26 protein-coding genes are annotated in these 26,260 nt (G+C 62.1%); 13 read left to right on the top strand and 13 right to left on the bottom strand.

All coding sequences use genetic code 11. From position 1 onward, the window contains the following. On the top strand, positions 1 to 844 hold an 844-nt coding region (locus Q0894_RS14670; protein ID WP_299236697.1), incomplete at its 5' end, for a GMC family oxidoreductase. Positions 845 to 902: 58 nt separating this feature from the next. Next, positions 903 to 1,436: a lactoylglutathione lyase gene (gene gloA, locus Q0894_RS14665; RefSeq protein WP_299236695.1), complete on the top strand. Its 534-nt coding sequence runs from the start codon at positions 903 to 905 to the stop codon at positions 1,434 to 1,436. A gap of 24 nt (positions 1,437 to 1,460) precedes the next feature. On the opposite strand, the gene Q0894_RS14660 is transcribed toward gloA, so the two are convergent. Beyond that, complete coding sequence (locus tag Q0894_RS14660; RefSeq protein ID WP_299236693.1) at positions 1,461 to 2,369, bottom strand: complex I NDUFA9 subunit family protein; 909 nt, start codon at positions 2,367 to 2,369, stop codon at positions 1,461 to 1,463. Positions 2,370 to 2,500: 131 nt separating this feature from the next. Between Q0894_RS14660 and Q0894_RS14655 the strand changes: the two genes are divergently transcribed. The 8 genes from Q0894_RS14655 to Q0894_RS14620 all read left to right on the top strand — a co-directional run bounded on the left by Q0894_RS14655 (position 2,501) and on the right by Q0894_RS14620 (position 9,902). Continuing rightward, entirely contained in the window at positions 2,501 to 2,842 is a 342-nt protein-coding gene (locus tag Q0894_RS14655) for a zinc ribbon domain-containing protein YjdM (RefSeq protein WP_299236691.1), read from the top strand. A gap of 199 nt (positions 2,843 to 3,041) precedes the next feature. Beyond that, a complete protein-coding gene (locus Q0894_RS14650) occupies positions 3,042 to 3,506 on the top strand; it encodes an SUF system Fe-S cluster assembly regulator (protein ID WP_299236689.1) in 465 nt (154 codons plus the stop codon). Positions 3,507 to 3,576: 70 nt separating this feature from the next. Beyond that, on the top strand, positions 3,577 to 5,019 hold the full coding sequence (sufB, locus tag Q0894_RS14645; RefSeq protein ID WP_299236687.1) for a Fe-S cluster assembly protein SufB: 1,443 nt from the start codon (positions 3,577 to 3,579) through the stop codon (positions 5,017 to 5,019). Between the two features lie 44 nt (positions 5,020 to 5,063). Further along, on the top strand, positions 5,064 to 5,816 hold the full coding sequence (sufC, locus tag Q0894_RS14640) for a Fe-S cluster assembly ATPase SufC (RefSeq protein ID WP_195687201.1): 753 nt from the start codon (positions 5,064 to 5,066) through the stop codon (positions 5,814 to 5,816). Further along, positions 5,813 to 7,162 carry a Fe-S cluster assembly protein SufD gene (gene sufD, locus Q0894_RS14635; protein WP_299236683.1) on the top strand — a complete coding sequence of 450 codons (1,350 nt, stop codon included), beginning with the start codon at positions 5,813 to 5,815 and terminating at the stop codon, positions 7,160 to 7,162. The genes sufC and sufD overlap by 4 nt, the downstream gene beginning before the upstream one ends. A gap of 46 nt (positions 7,163 to 7,208) precedes the next feature. Then, entirely contained in the window at positions 7,209 to 8,465 is a 1,257-nt protein-coding gene (locus Q0894_RS14630; protein WP_299236681.1) for a cysteine desulfurase, read from the top strand. A 66-nt stretch (positions 8,466 to 8,531) separates the two neighbouring features. Beyond that, positions 8,532 to 9,104: a putative Fe-S cluster assembly protein SufT gene (sufT, locus tag Q0894_RS14625; protein WP_161422451.1), complete on the top strand. Its 573-nt coding sequence runs from the start codon at positions 8,532 to 8,534 to the stop codon at positions 9,102 to 9,104. 69 nt (positions 9,105 to 9,173) lie between these two features. Further along, positions 9,174 to 9,902, top strand: coding sequence for an ElyC/SanA/YdcF family protein (locus tag Q0894_RS14620; protein WP_299236678.1), 729 nt, complete (start codon positions 9,174 to 9,176; stop codon positions 9,900 to 9,902). 9 nt (positions 9,903 to 9,911) lie between these two features. On the opposite strand, the gene Q0894_RS14615 is transcribed toward Q0894_RS14620, so the two are convergent. The 4 genes from Q0894_RS14615 to Q0894_RS14600 form a co-directional block, all read right to left on the bottom strand. After that, the gene (locus tag Q0894_RS14615; RefSeq protein ID WP_299236676.1) at positions 9,912 to 10,361 is read right to left on the bottom strand and encodes a hypothetical protein; all 450 of its coding nucleotides are present in this window, start codon (positions 10,359 to 10,361) and stop codon (positions 9,912 to 9,914) included. Positions 10,362 to 10,483: 122 nt separating this feature from the next. Beyond that, complete coding sequence (rimK, locus tag Q0894_RS14610; RefSeq protein WP_299236674.1) at positions 10,484 to 11,392, bottom strand: 30S ribosomal protein S6--L-glutamate ligase; 909 nt, start codon at positions 11,390 to 11,392, stop codon at positions 10,484 to 10,486. 31 nt (positions 11,393 to 11,423) lie between these two features. Further along, a complete protein-coding gene (locus Q0894_RS14605; RefSeq protein WP_299236699.1) occupies positions 11,424 to 11,861 on the bottom strand; it encodes a RimK/LysX family protein in 438 nt (145 codons plus the stop codon). Positions 11,862 to 11,884: 23 nt separating this feature from the next. Then, on the bottom strand, positions 11,885 to 12,904 hold the full coding sequence (locus Q0894_RS14600; protein WP_299236672.1) for a DUF3549 family protein: 1,020 nt from the start codon (positions 12,902 to 12,904) through the stop codon (positions 11,885 to 11,887). A gap of 302 nt (positions 12,905 to 13,206) precedes the next feature. Between Q0894_RS14600 and Q0894_RS14595 the strand changes: the two genes are divergently transcribed. Further along, a complete protein-coding gene (locus Q0894_RS14595; RefSeq protein ID WP_299236670.1) occupies positions 13,207 to 13,539 on the top strand; it encodes a YqcC family protein in 333 nt (110 codons plus the stop codon). Between the two features lie 119 nt (positions 13,540 to 13,658). Here Q0894_RS14595 and Q0894_RS14590 read toward each other — a convergent pair whose 3' ends face one another. Then, entirely contained in the window at positions 13,659 to 14,285 is a 627-nt protein-coding gene (locus Q0894_RS14590) for an OmpW family outer membrane protein (RefSeq protein ID WP_299236668.1), read from the bottom strand. A gap of 206 nt (positions 14,286 to 14,491) precedes the next feature. Here Q0894_RS14590 and Q0894_RS14585 point away from each other — a divergent pair, with 206 nt between their 5' ends. Next, positions 14,492 to 14,791: a hypothetical protein gene (locus Q0894_RS14585; protein WP_299236667.1), complete on the top strand. Its 300-nt coding sequence runs from the start codon at positions 14,492 to 14,494 to the stop codon at positions 14,789 to 14,791. Between the two features lie 123 nt (positions 14,792 to 14,914). Here the strand turns inward: Q0894_RS14585 and Q0894_RS14580 are convergent, their stop codons facing one another. The 5 genes from Q0894_RS14580 to Q0894_RS14560 all read right to left on the bottom strand — a co-directional run bounded on the left by Q0894_RS14580 (position 14,915) and on the right by Q0894_RS14560 (position 22,563). Then, on the bottom strand, positions 14,915 to 15,541 hold the full coding sequence (locus Q0894_RS14580) for an OmpW family outer membrane protein (RefSeq protein WP_299236665.1): 627 nt from the start codon (positions 15,539 to 15,541) through the stop codon (positions 14,915 to 14,917). A gap of 236 nt (positions 15,542 to 15,777) precedes the next feature. Further along, positions 15,778 to 19,443: a bifunctional proline dehydrogenase/L-glutamate gamma-semialdehyde dehydrogenase PutA gene (gene putA / locus Q0894_RS14575; RefSeq protein WP_299236663.1), complete on the bottom strand. Its 3,666-nt coding sequence runs from the start codon at positions 19,441 to 19,443 to the stop codon at positions 15,778 to 15,780. A gap of 76 nt (positions 19,444 to 19,519) precedes the next feature. Next, the gene (putP, locus tag Q0894_RS14570; RefSeq protein WP_299236661.1) at positions 19,520 to 21,010 is read right to left on the bottom strand and encodes a sodium/proline symporter PutP; all 1,491 of its coding nucleotides are present in this window, start codon (positions 21,008 to 21,010) and stop codon (positions 19,520 to 19,522) included. 352 nt (positions 21,011 to 21,362) lie between these two features. Then, positions 21,363 to 22,130, bottom strand: a complete 768-nt coding sequence (locus Q0894_RS14565; protein ID WP_299236659.1) for an AraC family transcriptional regulator — start codon at positions 22,128 to 22,130, stop codon at positions 21,363 to 21,365. A 58-nt stretch (positions 22,131 to 22,188) separates the two neighbouring features. Continuing rightward, on the bottom strand, positions 22,189 to 22,563 hold the full coding sequence (locus Q0894_RS14560) for a hypothetical protein (protein WP_299236657.1): 375 nt from the start codon (positions 22,561 to 22,563) through the stop codon (positions 22,189 to 22,191). Between the two features lie 235 nt (positions 22,564 to 22,798). On the opposite strand from Q0894_RS14560, the gene Q0894_RS14555 reads away from it, so the two are divergent. Continuing rightward, positions 22,799 to 23,542: an abortive infection family protein gene (locus Q0894_RS14555; protein ID WP_299236655.1), complete on the top strand. Its 744-nt coding sequence runs from the start codon at positions 22,799 to 22,801 to the stop codon at positions 23,540 to 23,542. On the opposite strand, the gene Q0894_RS14550 is transcribed toward Q0894_RS14555, so the two are convergent. Next, positions 23,514 to 24,410 carry an FRG domain-containing protein gene (locus Q0894_RS14550; protein WP_299236653.1) on the bottom strand — a complete coding sequence of 299 codons (897 nt, stop codon included), beginning with the start codon at positions 24,408 to 24,410 and terminating at the stop codon, positions 23,514 to 23,516. The genes Q0894_RS14555 and Q0894_RS14550 overlap by 29 nt on opposite strands. 345 nt (positions 24,411 to 24,755) lie before the next feature. Further along, positions 24,756 to 25,760, bottom strand: a complete 1,005-nt coding sequence (locus tag Q0894_RS14545; RefSeq protein WP_299236651.1) for a hypothetical protein — start codon at positions 25,758 to 25,760, stop codon at positions 24,756 to 24,758. Between the last annotated feature and the right edge of the window lie 500 nt (positions 25,761 to 26,260).

Raw genomic sequence — 26,260 nt, 5'->3', positions numbered from 1 at the left:
CCAGCAAGGAAAGGTCATGCGGGTCGGGGGGACAATCTGTTTTGATGATTTACGGACTTATAGCTCCGGCGTCGACAGTAACTCCCTTGAAACGCCTCGCCTTCTGCTTAATTCAGCTAGCAACTTGTTCCCAGAGGGACTTGCCAATGGCTCGGGCCAGGTGGGGCGCAATTATATGCGCCACATGACTGGGTCGGTTTATGCCACCTTCGAGGAGCCCGTGCACATGTACCGTGGCACAACCATGGCTGGCATCATCTCTGATGAGGCCCATCATGACCCTGAGCGCGGCTTCGTCGGTGGGTACGAGATGGAGACATTGTCTCTGGGATTGCCGTTCATGGCGGCCTTCCTAGATCCCGGAGCTTGGGGGCCGCGCTTTACAGGTGCGTTAGATCAGTACGAGAACATGGCGGGCATGTGGTTGGTGGGCGAAGACCTACCTCAAGAAAGCAACCGAGTAACCCTCAGCCCTGACGTTACCGACCGATACGGGCTGCCCGTTGCAAATGTCCATTATGATGATCATCCCAACGACATTGCCATGCGCGAGCATGGCTACCGGCAGGGCGCAGAGCTCTACCGCTCGGTGGGGGCCAGAGATATCTACGAGGTGCCGCCTTATCCCTCAACACACAACCTGGGAACCTGCCGGATGAGTGAACGCCCCGAAGAAGGGGTCTGCAATTCTTATGGCCAGACCCATGAGGTTTCCAACCTTTTCATCTCCGACGGCAGTCAGTTCACCACCTCCGGTGCAGAGAACCCGACCCTGACGATTGTATCCCTGGCCATCCGACAGGCCGAACATATCGGCCAGCTGATGAGGCAGAAAGCAATCTGATGTAAGTCCATAACATGTCTGCTTTTTCTCTACTTTGAATTAGTCAAGGAGTTCTGAAATGAGTTTTTCTGGTGAACAGTACCCTGGCGTTAATACACCTCCATCCGAGACCGAAGGCTTTCGCCTTAATCACACCATGTTGAGAATAAAAGACCCTGAGGCGTCTCTAGAGTTTTATACCCGGGTGTTTGGCATGCGAGTGCTGCGCCGGCTCGACTTCGAGGCCATGCAGTTCTCTCTCTACTTTTTGGCACGTCCCGAAGCCGGCGAGTCCGTTCCCGATGATGCGAGTGAGCGCACCGTCTGGACTTTCAACCAGCGTGGCGTACTTGAGCTGACCCACAACTGGGGAGCCGAGAGTCAAGAGGGACGCATCTATCATGACGGCAATGCCGAGCCTCAGGGGTTCGGTCACATCTGCTTCAGTGTGCCGGATCTAGCAGCAGCTGAGACCTGGTTCGATGCCAACGATGTTGAGTTCGTCAAGCGCTCGGATCAAGGCAAGCTGAAAGATGTGATTTTCATCAAGGATGTCGATGGTTATTGGATTGAAGTGGTTCAGGCTGGTCGCCTCGGCTCATTGGGCGACTGACTTTCCTGACTCGTGCCCAGCTCTTCAATCTTTCGCCAGGCAGCGCGGCAGGCTGTCATGCAGCGTGCGCGGCATGATGCCGAGGTCGGCGAAGCTTCCCGCGTCCGGGTCGGCGAGGTTGTCGCGCTGCATCAGCAGTACCTGGTCCCGCGTCAGGGGCGGTGAGGGGAGCGGGGAGAGCAGGGTGGCGGCGAGGCGCCAGGCGAAGAAGGGCAGCGGCAGCAGTCGCGGGTGGCGCTCGAGCTGAGCCGCCACGCGCTCGACCAGCTCCCGGTAGGTCAATACCTCGGGCCCACCGAGCTCGAAGAGCCGCCGCTCGACGGGTCGTGTCGCGGTGAGACGTGCCGCGGCACGAGCCACATCATCCACATGCACCGGCTGCAGGCGGGTCGCCCCGCGACCGAACAGCGGCACCAGCGGCAGGCGTACCAGCCGGGCGAGGTTGGCCAGCAGGGCGTCATCGGGGCCGAACAGTACGCCGAGACGCAGCAGGGTCGCCTTGGGCATGGCCTCGAGCACGGCCTGTTCGCCGGCGGCCCGGGCACGCACATAGGCGGAGGGGGAGCGGGCATCGGCGCCGATGCCTGAGACATGCACCAGCCGCGAGATGCCGGCCTCCCACGCCATCCCTGCCAGGCGGCCAGCGGCCCGCTCATGAATCGCGGTAAAGGTCAGCCCCGCCCGGGGCTGCTCCACGTAGAGACTGACGGCATTGATCGCGGCGGTGCTGCCCTCCAGGGCCGCCGCCACCTGTGCCTCGTCGCGAATGTCGCAGGTCATGGCCTCGACCCGGTCTCCGGGCTCGCGCCATGCGGGCAGACTCGGGTGGCGTGAGGCGATACGCACCGGGCGGCCCGCCTCCACCAGCTCCCGCACGACGGCGCGGCCGAGGAAATCGGTGCCACCGAAAACCGTGGTTGGACCCTCCTGCATGCTGCTTCCTTCTACACATTGGATGGGTCAATCCTGCCAGGCCGGGCCCTGGTCGTCATGTGTTGGCTGGAGACCCGCAGCGCCGCGGTGTAGGCTTGGCAGCCTTCAACCCCTCTCGTCTGGAGCCTGTCATGAGCGAACTTCCCGCCTGTCCTGCCTGTAACTCTCCCTATACCTACGAGGACGGCATCCAGTATGTCTGTCCAGAGTGTGGCCATGAGTGGTCCGGGGAAGCCGGTGACGAGGCCGCCGACACTGGCCTCGAGGTGCGTGATGCCAACGGCAATCTGCTGGCCGATGGCGACAGCGTCACGGTGATCAAGGACCTCAAGATCAAGGGCTCCTCCCAGGTGGTAAAGGTGGGCACCAAGGTCAAGAGCATTCGGCTGGTGGAGGGTGACCACGATATCGACTGCAAGGTCGAGGGTGTCGGCCCCATGAAGCTGAAGTCCCAGTTCGTGAAAAAGGCCTGACCCAGACGAGCCGCTGATAGTTTTCGCAAATGATAACGATTGCGTTTATTGATGCTATCGGCGTCGATCATGCCGCTATCCTGCCGGCTGGACAAGGGAATTCGCGGGGCGGGCTTCACATCGAAATCATATGGGACTAAAATGGTCCGCTATTGAGGCACGGCATATCGCTGGGCCGTTCGTCCACAGGAGGCTCGCCATGCTCAAGCTCTCGCGGCTGACCGACTACGCCGCTGTGGTGATGGCCCAGATTGCTCGTCACCCCGAGCATCCCCAGGCCGCGGCCGATCTCGCCGAGGCCGTCCAGCTACCGCATCCCACCGTCAGCAAGACGCTGAAGATGCTGGTCAAGGCGGGGTTGCTCGAGTCTCGCCGCGGTGCCCTGGGGGGCTACTCGCTGGCACGGCCTGCCTCCGAGATCACCACTATCGATATCATCACCGCCATCGAAGGGCCGGTGGCGATGACGGAGTGCAGTCATGACGGCGGCGACTGTGAACTGGCCGCCACCTGCGGCGTCGCCGATAACTGGCAGCGCGTATCGTTGGGTGTGCGCACCCTGCTCGGCAGCGTGACCCTGGCACATCTGGCCAGCCCCACGCCGATCAAGTTGCCGGTACAGCTGCCCATCCAGAGCGTGAGCCTGGCCGCCGATACGGCCTGAGCACCCAAGCTTCATCAGATTCAATCGGCGAGCCCGTCTCGCCGGCCCAATGTCCGGGAGGGGAGAGATCATGGCAACTGAAGAAATGGAACAGCTTGTCCGTCGCGAATACAAAGAGGGGTTCGTGACCGACATCGAGAGCGAGACGCTACCGCCGGGCCTTGACGAGGACGTCATCGCCTTTATCTCGAACAAGAAGGGCGAGCCGGAGTGGATGCTCGAGTGGCGTCTCAAGGCGTACCGTGCCTGGTTGAAGATGACGCCGCCCTCCTGGGCTCATCTCGATTTTCCGCCTATCGACTACCAGGCCATCTCCTACTTCAGTGCGCCCAAGCGCCCCGAGGATCGTCCCCAGAGCCTCGATGAGGTGGATCCCAAGCTGCTCGAGACCTACGAGAAGCTGGGGATCCCGCTGCATGAGCGCGCCGCCCTGGCCGGCGTGGCGGTAGATGCCGTCTTCGACTCGGTCTCCGTGACCACCACCTTCAAGGAGAAGCTTGCCGAAGCCGGGGTGATCTTCTGCTCCATCTCCGAGGCGGTGCAGGAGTATCCGGAGCTGGTCAAGCAGTATCTCGGCACCGTGGTGCCCCAGACCGACAACTACTTCGCGGCGCTCAACTCGGCGGTATTTACCGACGGCTCCTTCGTATTCGTGCCCAAGGGCGTGACCTGCCCCATGGAGCTCTCCACCTACTTCCGCATCAACGCCGAGAATACCGGGCAGTTCGAGCGCACCCTGATCATCTGTGAGGAGGGCGCCCAGGTCTCCTACCTGGAGGGCTGCACCGCGCCGATGCGCGACGAGAACCAGCTGCATGCGGCGGTGGTCGAGCTGGTGGCGCTGGACGATGCCTACATCAAGTACTCCACCGTGCAGAACTGGTATCCCGGCGACGAGGATGGCAAGGGCGGTATCTACAACTTCGTCACCAAGCGCGGTGACTGCCGTGGCGACCGTTCGCGCATTAGCTGGACCCAGGTCGAGACCGGCTCCGCCATCACCTGGAAGTACCCCTCCTGCGTGCTGCGCGGCAAGCACAGCATCGGCGAGTTCTACTCCGTGGCAGTGACCGGTGGCCGCCAGCAGGCCGACACCGGCACCAAGATGATCCATATCGGCGAGGGGTCGCGCTCCAGCATCATCTCCAAGGGGATCTCGTCCGGGCGCAGCAACCAGGCCTATCGGGGCCTGGTGAAGATCGGTCCCCGTGCCAAGGGCGCGCGTAACTTTACCGAGTGTGACTCGCTGCTGATCGGTGATCAGTGTGGCGCCCACACCTACCCCTATCAGGAGATCGGCAACAGCACCGCGACCGTGGAGCATGAGGCCACCACCTCCAAGATCGGCGATGACCAGCTCTTCTACTGCCAGAGCCGCGGCATCTCCGAGGAGGACGCCGTGAGCATGATCGTCAACGGCTTCTGCAAGGACGTCTTCCAGGAGCTGCCCATGGAGTTTGCCGTCGAGGCCGAAGCGCTGCTTAGGGTCACCCTCGAAGGCTCCGTCGGCTGATCACACTGTTGCCAATCGCTTATTTGAATTAAAAGGTATTCACGATGCTCGAAGTCAAGGATCTACACGTTTCCGTCGAGGGTAATGAAATCCTCAAGGGTCTGTCGCTGACCATCAATGCCGGCGAGGTGCACGCCATCATGGGGCCCAACGGCTCCGGTAAGTCGACCCTCTCGGCGGTCATCGCCGGCAGGGAAGAGTATGAGGTGACCAGCGGCAGCATCACCTATGACGGCCAGGACGTGCTGGAGATGTCCGTCGAGGAGCGTGCCTGTGCGGGCCTGCTGCTGGGCTTCCAGTACCCGGTAGAGATTCCGGGGGTCAAGAACATCTATCTGCTCAAGGCCGCGCTCAATGCCAAGCGCGAGGCTCAGGGGCTCGGTGAGATTCCGGCTCCCGAGTTCATGAAGCTGATCAAGGAGAAGGCGGCGCTCATGCAGATGGATGCCAGCTTCCTGCAGCGCTCCGTCAACGAAGGCTTCTCCGGCGGCGAGAAGAAGCGCAACGAGATCCTGCAGATGCTGGTGCTGGAGCCGCGCCTGGCGATGCTTGACGAGATCGACTCGGGCCTCGACATCGATGCCATGAAGGTCGTCTCCGATGGGGTCAACTCGCTGCGCTCCGAGGAGCGGGCCATCCTGCTGGTGACCCACTATCAGCGCCTGCTCGACTATATCGTGCCCGACCGGGTTCACGTGCTCGTCGACGGCCGCATCGCCATGAGCGGCGACGCGGACCTGGCTCGCGAGCTCGAATCCCGTGGCTATGACTGGGTGCTGGAGGAGTCCGTCGCATGAGTGAAGATACACAGCGTTTTCTCGACCGTCTGGCCGAGGCGCGTGCCGACCGCGCTGGCGAGCCGACCTGGATTGCCGCGCGTCGGCAGGCCGGCGCGGCTCGCTTCGAGGCGATGGGCTTTCCCACCCGCCGCGACGAGGCGTGGAAGTATACCGATGTTCGCGCCATCGCCCGGGGTGACTTCGCCCTGGCCGGCGATGCCGACTTCTCCCCGGCCAGCGCGGCGACGCTGACCCTGCCCATCGATGCCTATCGGTTGACCTTCGTCGACGGCATCTTCTCGGCGTCGCTGTCGCAGCTCGATGGCCTGCCGGAGGGCGTCTCCCTGCAGCCCCTGTCGGTGGCACTGGCCGAGAATCACGAGGCGGTAGGCGGACCGCTGGGGCGCCTCACCGGGGTCGAGTTCTCGCCCTTTTCGGCGCTGAACACCGCCTTTATGGAGGAGGGCGCCGTGCTGCGCCTGGCGCCGGGCACCGTGGTCGAGAAGCCGATCATCCTGCAGTTCCTCTCCCGTAACGGCGAGGCACCGGTGATGAGCCATCCCCGCGTTCTGGTGCAGGCCGGCGGGCGCAGTGAGGCGACCCTGGTCGAGCATCATGTGGGCGAGGAGGGCGCCGCCAACTTCACCAACCTGGTGGCGGAAGTGATCCTCGAGCGTAACGCCTTGCTCACCCACTACAAGCTTCAGGAGGCGCCGCTCGCCGATCTGCATGTGGCGTCGATCCATGTCGAGCAGGCCCGTGACAGCCGCTATACCTCGTTCAACCTGAACCTGGGGGGCGCCCTGGTGCGCACCGACCTGATCAGCGAGCTGAATGGCGAGAACGCGACCAGCGACTTCTACGGCCTGTTCTATGGCGAGGGTCGCCAGCATGTCGACAGCCACACCCTGGCCAACCACAATGCGCCGCGCACCTTCTCCAACGAGAACTACAAGGGCATCCTCGACGATCGCTCGCATGGCGTGTTCAACGGCAAGGTGGTGGTAAAGCCCGACAGTCAGAAGATCGAAGGCTTCCAGAGCAACGCCAACCTGCTGCTCTCCGATCGCGCCGAGATCGATGCCAAGCCCGAGCTCGAGATCTACGCCGATGACGTCAAGTGCACCCACGGCTGCACCACGGGACAGCTCGACGAGGAGGCGATCTATGCCCTGCGCGCTCGCGGAATCGATCGCCAGACCGCTCGGGGTCTGCTGACCCTGGCCTTCGCGGGTGAGGTGCTCGAGGCGGTGGGGCTGGATGCCATCGCCGAGCGTGTGGAGCTCGCCGTCGCCGGCAAGCTGCCCGAGCGCTTCAACCTGGCCGGGCTGGTGGAAACCGCCGTGGCCCTGGGTGATGAGTAAGGGCCATGAGTGAGAGCGACCGCGATATCCTGAGGAGGAGCCTGCCATGACCGATCTGGCCACCCGCGGCCCCGCGACGTCGAGCCTCGACGTCGCGGCGATTCGCGCCGACTTTCCGATTCTCACGCGCCAGGTGCATGGCAGGCCGCTGGTCTATCTCGACAATGCGGCGACCAGCCAGACCCCGCGGCAGGTGATCGACACGTTCGCCGCCTACTACGGTGGCTACAACGCCAACATTCACCGCGGGCTGCACACCCTGGCGGATGAGGCCACCGCTGCCTTCGAGGGTACCCGGGAGACGGTGCGCGGCTTCCTGAATGCCGCCGATAGCCGCGAGGTCATCTTCACCCGCGGTACCACCGAGGCGATCAACCTGGTGGCCAACAGCTGGGGGCGTGCCAACCTCCAGGCCGGTGACGAGGTGCTTGTCTCGCGCCTCGAGCACCACTCCAATATCGTGCCCTGGCAGCTGCTGGCCGCCGAGATCGGCTTTACCATCAAGGTGATCCCGGTAGACGCCCATGGCACGCTGGATCTCGATGCCTATCGCGAGCTGTTCAGCGAGCGCACCCGGCTGGTCGCGGTCAACCATGTCTCCAATGCCTTCGGAACCGTCAACCCGGTCAAGGAAATGGCGACCATCGCCCATGCTCATGGTGCGCGGATCCTGGTCGATGGTGCCCAGGCCACGCCCCATCAGGCGGTAGACGTGCGCGATCTCGATGCCGACTTCTACGCCTTCTCCGGCCACAAGGTCTATGGCCCCACCGGGGTCGGCGTGCTCTATGGCAAGACCGAGCTGCTCGAGGCGATGCCACCCTGGCAGGGAGGGGGGGAGATGATTGCCACCGTCTCCTTCGAGGCCGAGACCACCTTCGCCGAGATTCCCCACAAGTTCGAGGCCGGCACGCCGGCCATTGCCGAGGTGATCGCCCTTGGCGCGGCACTGAAGTGGGTGAGTGGCGTCGGGGTCGAGGCGATCGGCGCCTGGGAGGGGCGGCTGCTGGCCCATGCCACCGAGCGGGTCCTGCGCATCGACGGCCTGCGTATCCTGGGCACCTCGCCGAAGAAGGCCGGAGTGCTCTCCTTCGTGGTCGATGGTGCCCACGCCCAGGATATCGGCCTGCTGATCGACCAGCTCGGGGTGGCGATTCGCACCGGGCACCACTGTGCCCAACCGCTGCTCGCCCACTTCGGTGTCGATGCGACCTGCCGGGCGTCGTTTGCCGCCTACAACACCCTGGACGAGATCGACATCTTTGCCGATGCCCTGGAGCGCGTGATCGGCATGGTCAGGTAAGCCATGGGTCCAAGCCATGGGCAGGTGAGCAGTGGTCGGACAAGGAACCGCTAGAAAAGGAATGCCATGAGCGACATCGAGCAGATTGCGAGCCTTCACAAGGGGCAGGAGCTGCCCCTGCAGCGTGATGTGGAGGTGATCGCCATTCCCTTCGGCAACAGCGTGACGCTTGCCGAGGATAGCGTGGTCAGCGTGATGCAGGCCAAGGGCAGTACGCTCAGCGTGGGCTACGAGGGGCGCCTCTACCTGATCGAGGGCGCCAATCTCGATGCCGTGGGTCTCGAGGCCATGCCGCGCCCGACCCTGCATGAGGATGCCACGGATGAGGAGCTCGAGCAGTTTGTGTGGGACCAGCTGCGCACCTGCTTCGACCCCGAGATTCCGGTCAATATCGTCGATCTGGGCCTGGTCTATGGCTGTCGGATCGAGCGCTTGATCAGCGGCGAGCGTATCGTCACCATTCGCATGACGCTGACCGCCCCCGGCTGCGGCATGGGGGATGTGATCGCCGCCGATGCACGCAACAAGATCCTTGGCGCCCCTCAGGTCAGCAAGGTGCATACGGAGATCGTCTTCGACCCGCCCTGGAGTCGTGAGATGATGAGCGACGAAGCCAAGCTCGAGCTCGGCATGTTCTAGCGGCTCGCGCCGTTGACCTCGCGATGATCGACCAGCGGGGGGAGAGCGCTGAGGGAACAGGAGGTGCCGATGAAGCGGGTGGCATGGCGGATCCTTCGGGCCGTCCTGATGGCGCTGGGCACCTTGGTGTTGATGGCGGGACTCCTGCTGCTGGTGGCCAATCTGTGGGTGCTGGGGCAGACCCGCGAACGCATCGACTATCACCTTCCTCAGTGCCATGCCGAGCGGGTCGGTATCGTCTTCGGTACCTCCCACTGGACCCGCAGCGGAACCCGCAACCCCTATTTCGAGGCGCGCATGAGCGCCTCGGCCCGCCTGCTGCGCCTGGGGCGCATCGACCATCTGCTGCTCTCCGGTGACAATCGCACCCTCTCCTACAACGAACCCATCACCATGTGGCGTGATCTGCGTGGTCGTGAGGTACCCGAAACGGCCATGACGCTGGATTATGCCGGCTTCAGCACCTTCGATACGCTGGCTCGGGCGCGAGAAGTGTTCGGCGTGGAGCGTGCGCTGTTGATCACCCAGGCATGGCATCTGCCGCGGGCACTGTTTATCGCCGAGGCGCTGGGGATCGAGGCCCAGGGCTGTGCGGTGAGGGAGCGGAGGGTAAAGGGGCGGTGGCGGCTGGCGGCACGGGAGTGGGTAGCGCGACTGGCTACCCTGGGGGATCTCTATCTGTGGGAGCGTGAGCCCTACTTCCTGGGACCCCGCGAGCCGCTGGTCATCACCCCGCGGGGGGGCGAGGCTGGCCAGGAGGGCTGGGCGGTCGATACGCCGTCGGGTGAGAAGCGCTGAGAAGGGACCTCAGCGCCGCTTGTCCCGCGTCTTCTGCAGGGCATAGAGCTCGCGGATCAGCGCCCGGCAGCCCCTCCAGCACTCCTCCGCCTTCGACTCCAGCTCGTCGGGCAGGGGGTGGGTCATCAGGTTGGAGAGCGACTGCATCAGCACCCGCTCCTGCTCCAGCAGCTCGCCGATCACCACCTGGCGTTCGTTGCCGACGAAGCTCTTCAATCGGCTCCACAGCCACATGTAGTCATCGCGCTCGACATCGGCGTCCCGCGGCAGCATGTTGAGATGCTCCCGTGCGAGTGATTGCAGCTCGCGCATGGACCGGCTGCGTGCCTCATAGTGCGGCTTGAGTGCGTCGCGCAGCGACGGCCTCAGGCGCTCCAGATTGTCCTGAAAGTAGTCGATGCTGTCAGCCAGCGCTTCCAGCACGCTGTCCATCGCCACCTGGCGATTGTCGAGAAACATGAGCGGTCACCCCCTTTGGTGACGCAGATTGTGGCGGGGAAAACACTGTTTTGCTAGCCCCGGAATGGAATAAGTGCGGAAATCACGATGCCCATTGAGCCTGGCTTGTGCGCAACTGGCAATTACCCCTTGGGCTTAGGCGGTGCCTTGCGTGCCGGGGTGGCATTCTTCTCCAGGTGTTCGATGATAAGACCGGCGATATCCTTGCCGGTGGCACTCTCGATGCCCTGCAGGCCGGGAGAGGAGTTGACCTCCATGATCACCGGGCCGTGATTGCTGCGCAGCAGGTCGACGCCGGCCACTCGCAGCCCCATGGCCTTGGCGGCACGGATCGCCGTGGAGCGCTCCTCCGGTGTGATCCGGATCACGCTGGCGGTGCCGCCGCGGTGCAGGTTGGAGCGGAACTCACCCTCGGCGGCCTGACGCTTCATGGCCGCCACCACCTTGTCGCCGATCACCAGGCAGCGAATATCGGCCCCCCTGGCCTCCTTGATGTACTCCTGAACCATGATGTTGGCCTTCATGCCCATGAAGGCCTGGATCACGCTCTCCGCCGCCTGGTTGGTCTCGGCCAGCACCACGCCGATCCCCTGGGTACCCTCGAGCAGCTTAATGACCAGCGGGGCATTCTTGACCATGGTGATCAGGTCGGGAATGTCATCGGGGGAGTGGGCGAAGCCGGTGATCGGCAGGCCAAGCCCCTTGCGCGAGAGCAGCTGCAGCGAGCGCAGCTTGTCACGCGAGCGTGTGATCGCGACGCTGTCGTTGAGCACATAGGTGCCCATCATCTCGAACTGGCGCAGTACCGCACAGCCGTAGAAGGTCACCGAGGCGCCGATCCGCGGGATCACGGCATCGAAGGCTTCCAGCTCCCCGCCCTTGTAGTGGATCGATGGCTGGTGAGCCGCGATGCTCATGTAGCAGCGCAGGGTGTCGACCACTCGCGTGGTGTGGCCGCGTTGCTCGGCGGCCTCCACCAGGCGTCGAGTGGAGTAGAGGTTGCGGTTGCGTGACAGCAGTGCGAAATGCATCGAGTCGCTCCGGAGGGGTGGAAAAGCGAATTCAGGGGTCGCCGTGCAGGAAGGAGGCGCCGGGAGCCACCAGCAGACGACGCAGGGCGCGTCGGCCCAGCAGCATGGGGTGACGCATCTCGCGTCGGTCGGTCAGGGTGAACTCCACCGGGTACTCGAGGGTGCCGAGCCGCATGGGCGTGCGGACCACATAGCGCCACTCCTGCTGGCCGTTGGAGCTGCGTACCTTGCGGCGGTCGTGGAGCGGCATGCGGAAGACGTGGGGCGGCGAGTCGGGGCCGCTGCCGGGGATGGTGAAGCTGACCCACGGCTCTCCGTCTTCCTCGAAGGTCGTGATGTCCTCCGCGTGCAGCGCCGAGGTACGCGCCCCGGTATCCGCCTTGGCGCACAACACCAGCTGCATGTCGGTCAGCTCGACCATCTCCCGTCGGCCGATGATCGCCTTGGGGGTATAGGGCAGTTCCTTCATCATTGTCATGGATCGTCTTCGCCTCAGCGCGTCAGGGCCGCGAGCCGCTTGCCGATGGGCGAGTCGGCGGGCGCCTCGCGCAAGGTCATCAGCACGGGCAGTCGCAGCCTGGGGATCAGGGCCAGGTCGCGGGCCACTCTCATGAAGTCCGCCTGCTTGCAGCTTGCCAGGCGCTCGAGGTAGCACGGCAACCGCTGACCATCCTCGAGAAGCGGCCAGCCGCGCGCGGCGATGGCCGCCAGCAGGTCGGGGCCACAGGCGTGGGCATCGGCCAGCAGGCTGTCGAACCAGTCTCCGGCGGCCTCGCTGGTCGACGCCGCTCGTACACAGGCACACAGGGTCTCGACATCGCCGGCCTCGGCGGCTGCTTCGCCCCGGGCGCGCAGCGCCTGGGCCAGCCGGTCATCGATGGCGACATGCTCGAGACAGTAGCACAGCGAGGTGAGCATCTCGGTGGGCAGGTCGGGCAGCCGCCGGGCCAGCTGGCGACGCTCCTCGTCACCCATGCGTACCGCGAAGTCGGCCAGCCCCTGGAGGCCGAGGGCCTGCCAGTCGCGCGTCTGCTGACCACTCAGATAGGCCTCTACCGGCTCCAGGTGCGAGCTGGCCGCTCGTCCCAGGTCATGGCTGGCGAGGGCGTGAAGCATGGCCTGGAAGGGGAGGGACGGCGTGAAGGCCAGCGGGTTGTCCTTCATCAGGTTATCCACCGCCTGGCCATTCTCGCGTCCGACATTGGCCACGTTCCGACCCAGGGTCTCGAGGAGCCGCTGCACGAAGGCATCGCGGGATGCCGGGTCGAGCCGGCCCTGTTCATCCAGGGGCAGTGCCAGGAACCAGATCAGCGGGTCGGGCATGTCGCCGAGGCGAAAGACCAGACCCAGCCGAGCCTGGCCCTGCCAGGGGACAGGCCAGGGCGCCGAGCCGGCCTCCAGGGCTTCCAGGGTCGCCATCTCGCAGGGCTCCACGCGCCGGCCCAGGTGGTAGAGGCGTACCTCGGCCCCGCTGCGCACGAAGAAGTCGTGAAGGGTGTGGATGGGTTGCATGGCATCTCCGCTTGTCTGAGCGTGCACTCTACCTTGGCATCACCAGACTGTCAGCAGGTTCGGCGAGGATGTGCCGGGGGGTGATCAAATGTTGATCGCCCTTCGCTGTCTCCCATGGCATCGGGGTTAGCGAACTCTTTCCAGCGGTTATCCACAGGGCCGTTCACGGAAACTGTGAATGAGCCATGAACGGGGGATAACCATCTGGGCCGGGGGGCGATGCCGTGATCCTTGAGGTGGCGGGTGGCCACGGGTCGCCGGGGGCGGGATAATGACGCCACACTCGACTGGGAGCTTCCCCGATGACGGTTCACGACGAACTCGACAAGTCCCTGCGCCGGCTCGAGGCCACCATGAAGGCCGCCAACCTGTGGCAGATGGAGACACCCGAGCCCTCGGCATTCGACAGCCAGGAGCCCTTCTGCGTCGATACCATGGCGCTTCCCCAGTGGTTGCGCTTCGTGTTTATCGCCCGGCTGGACGCCCTGGTGGAGCGGCGCGCTCCACTGCCGGCGCGCTGTGATGTGGCCCCGGCTCTGACAGCCTATTTTGCCCAGCAGGGGGGACGTGCCAGCGACCGCTTGCTGCTGTGCCAGGTGGTGGAGGAGATCGATCGCCTGATCACCGACAACTGAGTCGGTAACGAGCTGACTGGCCGCCAGGCCCTGCTACAACAGCACAACAGGACAACAGCACGCCAGACACAACAGGGCCCGCCAATGGCGGGCCCTGTTGTGTCTGGCGTGAGGTGGAATCAGAAGCGGTAGCTGATGCCGCCCATCACCACGACCGGGTCGATCTCGACCTTGCCGGCGTCGGCACCGCCGACCTTTACATCGCTGTCGATATCCAGGTACCAGACCGCGCCATTAAGCGCCCAGTGGTCATCGATCAACAGATCGACACCCAGCTGCCCGGCGGCTCCCCAGGAGTCATCCAGTTCGACCGAAAGATCGGCATCAAGCTGCTCGTCGGAGAAGCGGGTGTAGTTGACGCCCACGCCGATATAGGGCTGCACATAGGCGTCGGTGCCGCCCAGCGGATAGTACTGCAGGGTTAGGGTCGGCGGGAGGTGATCGGTAGAGCCGCCCGTGATGTTGCCGACTTGAAAATCATGATCGAATGGCTCGGCGGCCAGCAGCTCCATGCCCAGCTTGTCGGTAAAGCGATAGCCCAAGGTGAAGGCAAAGGCGCTGTCGTCTTCGACGTCGACTTCTGCGTCACCAAGAATTGTGCCGTTATCGCTCTTGGGCGCGACCTTGGCCACGCCGAGACGGGTAAAGAAGTCACCGGCGCCGTAGGCCAGGGCCTGGCTGCTGACGGTAACGGCGGCGGCGGCGACGCTCGCCGCAATCAGAATTGAGAGGGGGCTCTTGCGCATGCTTCGGCTCCTGGTGGCTGGCTTTCTGCGACGGGGTGCCGCATCGGATTTCATGCTCATGTTAACGAGCCGTTAGGCGCCGCACGTTGATCCAGCGCAAGGTTTTTTATCCGAGGTGACAGAGTGTCGCGGCGCGTCCGGAGCGTCTTCAGGGTCGCCAGAACGGGGGGAATCGTCTTCACTGAAGTCAGTGGATAGAGACGGGGGTGACCATGTGGCGTAAGGAGTCGCGATACGGTCAGGAGGTGGCGTTGCTGGCCCTGCTGCTGGCGGCGGGGCTGGCGGTGTGGCTGCTGCTGCGCCCGGAGCTGATCACTGGCCTGCCGCTTGCGGGGCGCCTGCCATTGATAGTGCTGGGTATCTGGGCCCTGGGTGCGGCCTTCCTGCGTCCCTATGGGGTGTTGCCCAGGCGCGGCTGGCAGAATCGTATGCTGACGCCCCCCTGGAGCCTGCTGGCTCTGGGGCTGTTTGCCTTGCTGCTGATGGGGCAGGCTCTCTCAGGATAGTGGCGCCTGGTAAGGGATAGGACAACAATCCGAACCTGGCCGATCATGGGGTGCCTGACTGCCAGGCGCTTATGTGTCAGGGCCCGCCAGTGGCGGGCCCTGTTGTGTAGGGGGTGGGGATGGTCAGAAGTGGTAGCTGATGCCACCCATGACCAGTATCGGGTCGAGCTCGACCTTGCCGATGTCATTCCCATCCAGGCTGGCGTCGGAATCGATATCCATATACCAGACTGCGCCGCTAAGGGCCCAGCGGTCGTCGATCAGCAGATCTACCCCCAGTTGGCCGGCTGCCCCCCAGGAGTCATCCAATTCAAGCTTTGCGCTGGAACCGTCGAGCTTCTCGTCGGAGAAGGTCGTGTAGTTGACGCCTACGCCGATATAGGGCTGGACATAGGCATCGGTCCCCCCCAGCGGATAGTACTGTACGGCCAGGGTCGGGGGGAGATGGTCTGTCGAACCGGTAGCGGCACCACCAGCAAGTGTGAAGTCATGGTCGAAGGACTCCGAGGCCAGCAGTTCGACGCCCAGCTTGTCGGTAAATCGGTAGCCCAGGGAAAAGGCGAAGGCGCTATCGTCCTCGACATCAACATCGAGTGTCCCGTTGGCCAGCGAACCGTTATCGCTCTTGGGAGCGAACTTGGCCACGCCGAGGCGGGCGAAGAAGTCGCCGGCACCGTAGGCGAAGACCTGGGTGCTGGCGGTGACGGCAACGCTCGTCGCGATCAGGATGGTGAGAGTTCTCTTGTGCATGGTTTTGGCTCCTGCAAGCGTTGGCGCGGTAGGACACCGCCACCGATCATTTATTTTAGATGCATGCCGCAGATTTTGCGTTGTTTCAACGTTGGGTCTGTCACGCAGGGCGAAAATAGGCGATGGCACACCTGCAGAAATGATGCAGGCCGCCCGAGGGCGGCCTGCTGGTGGGGAGGGTCAGGCGAAGGCCTGCATGCTGTGGACGGGCTGAGAGGGGGTGCCTCTCCCGCGTTCTACTCGGCCGTGGCCAGCAGGCTGGCGTTGCCGCCGGCTGCGGTGGTGTCGATGCAGAGGTGGCGCTCCACCGCGTAGCGCTCCGGCGCGATGGTCTGGGTCTCCAATGGCACGATGGGCCCGTCGCGCTCGGCGAGTGCCCGGCGTAGCTCTCGGGTCCAGTCGCTGCTGCCGGCGGCGGCCACCGCCACGAAGCCCTCGACCGCAGTCAGCGTATCTGCCGAGACGCGGCCGTCGAGCCCGGCGACCGGTGCCCCGGCCCGCTCGAGGGGCTGCACGGCTTCGGCCGCGCCCGGTGCAACGATCAGCGCCGGGCAGCCGGCACCGAGCGCCTGCACCGCCTGGGCGACGGCGATATCCAGCGTCGGGCCGAGACAGAGCACCGGTCCCTTGGGGTACATCGCGAGCCGGTTGCTCTCTCCGGTCGGTCCCGGCAGTGACTGCGGCGTCATGTCCAGAGACGCCGTCTCGGCTAGCGCCTTGCGGATCACGCCGCGCTGGCCGGAGAGCGCCCGGCGCAGCACCTCGACCCGGTCAGGCCGCGCCGCCCAGTTGCGCGGGTCGAGGCCGTCGAGGGCCGACTGCAGATCGCCGATCGAGACGGCGTCGCCCCTCGGCGCCTCATGACGCTCAACCTCGGCGGTGCGGCGAAAGCGGGTGACGTAGAGCGGCCCGCCGGCCTTGGGCCCGGTGCCCGAGAGCCCCTCGCCGCCGAAGGGCTGGGAGCCGACGATGGCGCCGATCTGGTTGCGGTTGACGTAGACGTTGCCGACATGGATCCGCTCGACGATCTGCTGTACGCGATCGTCGATGCGGGTGTGCAGACCGAAGGTCAGCCCATACCCCTTGGCGTTGATCGCATCGACTACCTCGTCGATCTCCCGCGCCTTGAAGGTGGCCACATGCAGCACCGGCCCGAAGATCTCACGCTCGAGATCACCGATGCCGTCGACCTCGATCACCGCCGGGGTGACGAAGGTGCCCTCTGCCGGGGCGGGCAGCGTCTTCAGCAGCCGGCCGGCCTGGCGCTGGGCTTCCACGTAGGCAGCGATGTCGGCCTGGGCCTCGGCGTCGATCACCGGTGAGACGTCGGTGTCGGTGTTCCAAGGGTCGCCGATCACCAGCGCGTCCATGGCACCGTCGAGCATGGTCAAGAGTCGCTCGCGTGCCTCCTCCTGGACATAGAGCATGCGCAGCGCCGAGCAGCGCTGGCCGGCCGACTGGAAGGATGAGATCAGAATGTCGCGCACCGCCTGCTCTGTGAGCGCGCTGGAGTCCACGATCATGGCGTTGAGTCCGCCGGTCTCGGCGATCAGCACCGCATCGGGCCCGGCATTCTGGGCGAGTGCCTTGTGGATGATCTGTGCCACCTCGGTGGAGCCGGTGAAGCAGACGCCGGCGATGCGCGGGTCGCTGGTCAAGGGGCCACCCACCGTCGGACCATCGCCGGGCAGCAGCTGCAGCGCCGCCTCGGGCAGCCCGGCCTCGCGCATCAACTCGACGGCCCGGGCGGCGATCAGTGGCGTCTGCTCGGCGGGCTTGGCGAGTACGGCGTTGCCAGCACCCAGCGCGGCCGCGATCTGGCCGGTGAAGATCGCCAGCGGGAAGTTCCACGGACTGATACAGACGAAGAGGCCGCGGGCGCTGCCGGGCTCCTCGGCCTCGAGGCGCTCGCACTCGTTGGCGTAGTAGCGCAGGAAGTCCACCGCCTCGCGCACCTCGGCGATGCCGTCGAACATCATCTTGCCGGCCTCGCGAGTGCAGATCACGGTCAGCTCGGCGATGTGCTCCTCGTAGAGATCGGCGGTGCGGCGCAGCACCTCGGCGCGCTCCGCCGCCGGCCGCGCCGACCACTCGCGATAGCCATCCTCGGCGGCGTCCAGCGCGGCGGCCACCTCCTCACTGGTCGCCTCGTGGACCTGGCCGACCACCCGGGAGGTGTCGGCGGGGGAGTGCGTGTCACGCGCCTTGCCCTGGGGCGCCGGGCCGCCGGCGAGCATCGGGCCGGCCGTCCAGGTGGTATCGGCGAAGGCCTCGCGGGCCTCGATCAGCGGCAGGATCGAGGCCGGCTCGTTGATCCGGTAGCCCCGGGAGTTCTTGCGCTCGGGGGCGAACAGCTCGCCGGGCTGGCGGATCGACGGGCTGGCGATGGCGCCGTCCAGGCGCTGCATCTCGGCCACCGGATCCTTGGCGACCTCGCTCGGTGGGATGGTGTCATCCACCACCTGATTGACGAACGAGGAGTTCGCCCCGTTCTCCAGCAGGCGGCGCACCAGGTAGGCCAGCAGGTCGCGGTGTGCGCCGACCGGGGCATAGATGCGGCAGTGGGTGCCCTCCGACTGCTTGACGATATGGTGCAGCGACTCGCCCATGCCGTGCAGGCGCTGGAACTCGTAGCTCTCCTTGTCGCCGCCCGCCATGGCGATGATCGCCGCGCAGGTATGGGCGTTGTGGGTCGCGAACTGCGGGTAGATGCGATCGCGCCGATCGAGCAGCATCTGCGCGCAGGCCATGTAGCTGACGTCGGTGTTGACCTTGCGGGTGAAGACCGGGAACGTCTCGACGCCCATCTCCTGGGCCAGCTTGATCTCGGTGTCCCAGTAAGCCCCCTTCACCAGCCGCACCATGATCTTGCGGTCAAATCGCTTGGCCATCTCGTGAAGGGCTTCGATCACTGGTGCGGCGCGGCGCCCATAGGCCTGTACCACCACCCCGAAGCCGTCCCAGCCGTCGAGCTCCGGGTCGGAGAGCAGCGCCTCGATTACGTCCAGCGACAGATCCAGACGGTCCTGCTCCTCGGCATCGATGTTGAAACCGATGTTGGCCCTGGCGGCCTGCTTCACCAGCTCCTGGGCCCGGGGCACCAGGACCCTCATCACGGTATCGCGGTGCGTGGTCTCGTAGCGTGGATGCAGCGCCGAGAGCTTCACCGAGATGCCGGGGCTTGAGCGTACGTCGCCCTTGGCCTGCTTGGCGATCGCCTCGATCGCCGTGGCATAGGCCTGGTGATAGCGCAGGGCGTCGGCGTCGGTGCGCGCCGCCTCGCCCAGCATGTCGTAGGAGTAGGTGTAGCCCTGCTTTTCGAGTTCGCGGGCATTCTTCATGCCTTCCTCGATGGTCTGGCCGAGCACGAACTGGCGGCCGAGAATCTTCATCGACTGAGCCACCGCGGTGCGCACCACAGGTTCGCCCATGCGTCGCACCAGGCCGCGCAGCGCGCGCACCGGGCCCTTGGGATCGTCTTCGAGTACCTTGCCGGTCAACATCAGCGCCCAGGTCGAGGCGTTGACCATCGACGAGGAGGACTTGCCCAGGTGCGCGCCCCAGTCGGAGGGCTCGATCTTGTCGTGGATCAGGTCGTCGATGGTCTCCGCATCGGGCACGCGCAGCAGCGCCTCGGCCAGGCACATCAGACCGACGCCCTCGGCAGTGGAGAGCCCGTATTCGGCCAGGAACGACTCCATCATGCTCGGCGAGGTTTCCTTGCGCACCCGCGCCACGTAGTTGGCGCCGGCCTCGGCGATACGACGGCGCTCCTCTTCGGAAAGGCGCAGCTGCTCCACCAGTCCTTTCAGCACGCTGGCTTCATCGATCGAATAGTGGTCGCGGATGCGCGCGCGGAGGACGTTCTCGACCCCCTGGGAACCCGGGGTGGCGTGATTCATGGTTGATCTCTCCTGCTAATGGCCCCGGTTGCGGGGCCACGTGGTGTTGCTGGGTTCGGCGCCCTCGGGCACCGAATTACCGCTCGATATGCTGATACTCGCCGGCATCGGTAGTGGCGAGGCTGACCACCATGATGGCCACCCAGGCGGCGATGAAGCCGGGGATGATCTCGTAGATACCGGGCCCGCCCATGAAGGAGCCGTTCCAGCCCAGCGAGATCCAGATCATGACGGTGAGGGCGCCTACCACCATGCCGGCGATGGCGCCGGCGCCGTTGGTGCGCCGCCACATCAACGAGAGGATGATCAGCGGGCCGAAGGCCGAACCGAAGCCTGCCCAGGCGTTGCTTACCAGGCCAAGGACCTGGGAGTCGGGATTGGAGGCGATGATCACGGCGACGATGCCCACCAGCACCACGCAGAGGCGACCGATCGCGACCGTCTCCTTGTCGGATGCCTGCTTGCGCAGGAAGAGCCGGTAGAAGTCCTCGGTCAGCGATGAGGAGGAGACCAGCAGCTGGCTGGAGATGGTGCTCATGATCGCCGCGAGCAGCGCTGCGTAGAGGAAGCCGGTGATCAGCGGATGGAACAGCAGATCGGCGAGGATGATGAAGATGGTCTCGGGGTCCTCGATGTTCATCCCGTTGCGCACGGCGTAGGCCCGTCCGAAGAGGCCCAGCGAGACGGCCCCGATCAGGGAGATGGCCATCCAGGACATGCCGATATTGCGCGCTGTCGGAACCTCCTTGAGGCTGCGAATGGCCATGAAGCGCACGATGATGTGCGGCTGACCGAAGTAGCCCAGCCCCCAGGTGACCGCCGACAGCCAGCCGATGACCGTCAGCCCCTCGGTCCAGGTCAGCAGGGTGGGATCTACCTCGTTGAGCGTCTGTGAGGCCTGGGAGTAGCCGCCGCCGCCTTCGCCGAAGAGTACCACTGCCGGCATGATCACCAGCGCCAGCATCATGATGCAGCCCTGCACGAAATCGGTCATGCTGACGGCCAGAAAGCCGCCGATGACGGTGTAGACCAGCACGATGCCAAGAGTGATGACGACTCCTGCTGCATAGTCGCTCAAGCCGCCAAAGTTGAATATGCCGGCGAAGGCGCTCTCGAACAGCTTGCCGCCCGCCACCAGGCCGGAGGCGGTGTAGACGGCGAAGAAGACGACGATGACGATGGCTGACACGGTCCTGAGTGACAGGGCGCGGGTCGGAAACCGGTTGGCCAGGAACTCGGGGATGGTGATCGCGTTGCCGTAGTGGACGGTCTGCTCACGCAGACGCGGGGCGACCAGGGTCCAGTTGAAGAAGGCGCCCACCAGCAGGCCGATGCCGATCCATGCCGAGCCTAGCCCCGACACGAACAGCGCCCCGGGCAGCCCCAGTAGCAGCCAGCCGCTCATGTCCGAGGCACCGGCAGATAGCGCGGCCACCTTGGGACTCAGGCCGCGTCCGCCCAGCATATAATCCTCGGACGACGAGGTGGCCTTCTGCATTGCATAAACGCCGATGGCGATCATGAGTACGAAGTAGCCCATTAGGCTGATCCATACACCAGTTTCCATGAAAACTCTCCAGTTCATCAGGGCGGAGCCTGGCTCCGCGTCGTTGATGCCTGTGCCGAGGGTTCGGCAGCCGGGCACCGCTTTCTTGGCTTTGTTATCTCGATGGCACTATGCCAGGGCTCTTGGGATATCGCGGCGGTTCGTTTTCTGGGTGACCTCCTTCGATGAGTGCGGTATTCGGTACCGGAGCGCCTTCTGCACTGCACCGCGCCATGCGGGCGAGGTTGTTGCAGCCTGGCCTCACCCCTGACTGTAGGTGCTTGGCGGCGGTGATGCTTGTGGATTCCGCGGGAGTTGTTGCAAAAAACGCGTGACTTTTCCGACGATAGCGTTAGATGGATAGACTTTAGTCTTAGTGACTGGTGAGGGTGGTTTGTCTCAGGCGACTTGGGGGCTGTCCGTAGCTCTCGCGGCATGCACGGGAGAGGGCGCTCTGGCTGCTGAACCCCGTCAGTTCCGCTATCTCGGTCAGCGATAGATGCGTGTCATCGAGCAGCCTGCGGGCGGCCTCGAGACGACGGCGTCGCACGTATTGCCAGGGTGAGAGTCCGGTCTGCTGGCGGAAGCAGTGTCGGAAGTGGGCCTCGCTGAGACAGGCCACCCGCGCGAGGTCGGCGACGCTGAGGCGGTGTGCCAGATGTGTCTCGATGAAACGTTCCAGGCGCACCATATCGAGCCTGGGAGGGGAGGCTGGCGTTTCACGCGCCAGTCGGGCGTGTAGGCAGCCCAGCAGCGTTGCGGCGAGACGGTCCCCCTGGTGAGCATCGGGTGTCGAGTGCTCCAGCTCCAGCAGCAGGAATGCCATGTAGCGCTTGAGCGGGTCATCCAGGGTAAAGAAGCGCGGGGCATCGAAGAGGCGTGCGAGCTCTCGCTGGGGGCCGGTCAGGGCGGCGGACCGTGTCGGCAGGTCAAGGATGAGCTGACGGTTGTCGCCGGTACCTGCGTAGTAGTGCACATGGTTGGCCGGCACGATACAGCCGGAAAGCGCCGAGATGGCGCCGCCGAGTCCCTCGATCTCGAATTCCGCCTGGCCCTGCAGGCCGATCACGACCTGATGGTAGTCGTGAGCATGATGTCGCGTGGCGGTATCGAGGGGGATCTGGCGGATCACGCTGGACATGGCGGTCTCCCTCCGTACAGCGGGCGAAGCACTATCCTACCCCGTGCGGTAGAATGTCTCATTTCACGCTGCGTTGACGTTCGCGCAGTGCCTGACGTCGCGCCAGGTGGGCGCGTAGTGCTTCGAGCTCGTCATGCCCCTTTTCGTCCAGCAGCGGCTTGCCCCTCGCGGCGCGGCCGTGGTTGCCGTGATCGTTCATCAGGCGCTGGGCCCGACGGCGCACGCCATCCAGGTAGTCGTCGTGGCGGATGGGGTACCCCATGATGGCGTTCCACTCGCTCTCGTCGACACGGCTTTCCAGCGCCTGGTCGAAAAGTGCCAGCAGTCGCTCGGGGTCGGTACGAAAGCGGGGAGTACCGGTGAGCAGCAGCAGGCCGACCATGCCGCCGAAGATCAGCAGGCAGACGACAAAGACCAGCAGGTAGAGGGCCATGGCAAGCTCAGGCGTGGCAACAGTATGGGTGCGAAGGCACGGAGGGAAGTAGCACTTGGAGCGGGTGAAGGGAATCGCCCTTGCTCCAGCACCTCCCATTGAAATCAGTATGTTACGCGATTGGAGTAGCCATCTGTAGCCGCTACTGTAGCCATTCGCGTAGCCAGCGATTACGAGGAATTGTACAGTTGTGTCTGAGGTGCTGGCAAATGGGCTTAATCGCTGAGGACAATCGATGGATAGACAGTTCCTACTAGAGCAAGCTGAATCAATGCAGAACATGATGGTGGACCGCGCCACAGGTGGGGATGCTAGCGATTTCGAATACTTTCAGATTCGAGTCGCTTTGCTAAATGAGCCAAGCATAGCGCAGCTCGTCCCTCAGATGGTCAAGACATGCCGTTCACCAAGCCAGTTCTGGAGTTTCATCAAACAAATCGAGCAGTATGAACCTAGAAGACAGTTCATCTGGAGCGAGTTTAGGCCTCTTCTCGACAAGCTGGAGCAAGTAGGTGCTCCATCTGACATGGCCATTACCGATACACTTGGAAACTTTGACTCGACTCATGTTCATATGGCCTGGCAGAAGACACTGTCTCGAAGAGCATCGGACCCTGAAGGTGCAATCACAATGGCTAAGTCTCTAATTGAAAGTGTCTGCAAGCACATCATAGAAGAAGTGGATGGACAGGAGTACTCAGGCAGAAGCGATGACTTGCCAGCTTTGTATCGTAAGGCATCACTAGCACTGAACCTTGCTCCAGAACAACATATGGAGGAAACCTTCAAGCGTATTCTCGGAGGGTGTTCTAACATAGTCACTGGTCTTGGTGAGCTTCGTAATAAAGTTGGAGATGCTCATGGCCAAGGGCCTCGGCCAGTTAAGCCGAGTCCTCGACATGCTGAATTTGCAGTCAACCTCGCTGGCACGATGGCTGCCTTTTTGATTGCTACACTTGAGGTGAGAAAAAATCCCTAATTTCCTGATCCAAATCTTCCAGAAGCATGGTTTCAATTGAGTCTTTCGCAGCACCATCGTGGCCAGGAAAGAGTGTCGCCGTAGTTACGACTAACATTTCTATCTGTCGCATCAGATTTTTTGCTTCCGAAAGAGGGAGAAGATGCCTTTTTAGGTAGTTACGGGAATGTCTATGATTCAAAAGATCAAGATCACTAAGCTCAAAACCTTTGATAAACGTAAAGCGCCCCTTCTGAGCGGCTAAGTTTTGGCTGGTGGAGCCTGGAGCATGTCTAATCCTAAAGGTTTCCTTGAATCCTCCTGCTTGAATTGTGTCAAGTTCTACAATGGCTAGCATCCACTCTGAAAGGTTTGCATCTTCTCTCTGTGAAAGCAGCCTTCTCCGTTCATGTATGGCCTGGGAAACAGTGAAGTAGCAAGCAACTAATGGTGAAGTTGTCCAGTCTAAGAGTCGTGTAGGAACCCCGTGATGCTGTGCTTGTGCAAGGAAGTGAAATACAGCATTGTCATCTGACGGCCAAAGGCTGGGGTACTTAAATAAATCTACGACATGTCCTTGACTGTTCTTCCCTCTTGGTTCTAATAGAAATTTTCTTAACTGGTCGCTATCTCCAGCCACTTTTAGCCCGGCATCATCGCAAGCAATTACAAATCTTGCCAAGTACGCGATTTCCTTAAATGCCCTTGAGTCATCAGCGTAGTCGGCATTCAGCTTGCGAGACCCTGTGGCCCTTGAAATTGATGGGCTGAGAGTCCAAGTCTGATGGCCTAGCCCTCTATAAATAATGCCAGCACTTTGGTTGGTAATGAAGTGTTTCAGAAGTTCTGAGGCATTGTGATGCTCAATCTGAGGTATCTCATCCCACATCTTTTATTCCTGCTTGTCTTGATGGCTCATGTCAATTCCAGATCGAGCGCCTGACCTGTCTCGGGTGCTTAGAAAAAACAAACCATGGCACACAGGCGAACGAATATTCTATAAGCTGTGCGTCCCCGGCGTCCATCCTACGGCCCGCGTCGGTCTGCCTGTCAGTGCGGCGCCGAGCAGTGATCACTAGGGTGTACATAGCCACGCCTTATTCGTCTTACCATCCTGTCATTGGTAGTGAGCAAAAAACCGGCCACACAGGCGAGAAAATAAACTGAAAGTTCCTCCATTTAATCTTGTCAGTATTATCATATCTTGCATCTGCAAGGTATTTTGAAAAGATAGCTAAAAACATTGGTCTGTTGCCACCGCGTCGACCCAGAGCTTTATACTATTTCCCTTTGACTTATAGAGGTCTAGGCATTCAATGTATTTTTGATGTAAAACACGGTCAGCCTCATCGCTATCTAGGTCTTTTAATGATTCAAAGTCAAGATTTTCAACGACTTTTGATAAAAAATTCGTTTCGTAGTCTTCTATGATAGAGGCTGCTTGGTTTATAAAATAGGCTGTGTTGTGGTCGACTAGGTCTAAGCCAATTTTCCATACTTTTAATGGGCTGATAGCTTCGCCTATTAGATTGTATAAGTGCAAGTTTTCGCCAATATTTTCGGTGGTTTCGAAGCTGGTGTCTTCCACACTTAGGTATCCTGGGGTTATCAATCTAGCATTCTTTCTTTGCCAACCTATGAATATCGGTGTTTCAAGGTATTGAAAGACCTCTTCGATTTTGTCGTTAATTTTCTTGGCAGCTGTGATATCCCCAGGCTGGGAGCAGTGGCGAGAGATGTGAATCAATAATTGATCTACAATACCCTCTAGTTTGTTGTTTTCAAAACTTCCATTCATGGATTCTGGAAAGAGGAGTTTGTAATGAAAGAAAGGATCCTTGTTCATATGGTAAGCAGCCATGCCCTTCTCTTTTTGTTTACAATGAGAGGACAGTTGCTCTTCGAAGAATTGAGCATGGTCTAGGGCATTCCTGAAGTTGTTTTGCTCCGTGCTAGAAACTATGTTTCTTGCATTTTGGGATGAGCTGTGCACCCTTGCGAATGTTGCACCAATAGGAATAGATAATGCTGCTACCCCCAAGAAAACTTTAGCCCTTTGGTAGAAGTTCTCCACCCCTGAGAGAGATCGATCAAATGGAAGCGAAAATAAGCCGTAGAACCAAGCTAAAAAAACTGCTGATAGGATCGGTCCGAGGACGCAGAGCCAAAAGAGACGATGAGCCAATAGCCCATACTTCTCGTTAACACCGTTAACGCTTTTTTTCCAAAGCTTCATCATATGAATATCTTTGATTTTCATGGCCAAAATAAGGTTAATATCATATGATAATGAATATGTTGCTATAAATACAAGTGGTTATGTTATGATTTTTCGAGTTCTGTTGTGAATGCCCAAGCGAACACAGTGCTCGGCAGTAAAATGAACAACGACGGTTTACATCCTAGCCTATCTCCGTGCCTTCGCCGATGACCACAACTCCAGTCATGCTCATCAAGCGTTGACCGTTGGCAATGGTGACGACTTTATCTGGCGGAGGCAGGACACTGTGTACGACATGTTCCTCGAGATGTTGACGGTAGTCACCCGCAAGGACTATGAGGAGGGGCGTACTTATCAAGCCCTGGCAATTGAGAAGGCCAAACAGGATGACCGTTACGAGGCCGTCCGCTGAACGTGGAACTACATTGCCGAGTCATAGAGCTGAAGTGGCCCCCGAAATTCGGACCAGGCGCTAAGCTCTGATCAGACCGACCAGGAGACCCTGATCATGAGCAAGA

Source organism: uncultured Halomonas sp. (assembly GCF_947501415.1).
In the GTDB taxonomy this organism is placed as follows: Bacteria; Pseudomonadota; Gammaproteobacteria; order Pseudomonadales; family Halomonadaceae; genus Halomonas.
This window is presented reverse-complemented; position numbering and strand designations above follow the sequence as displayed.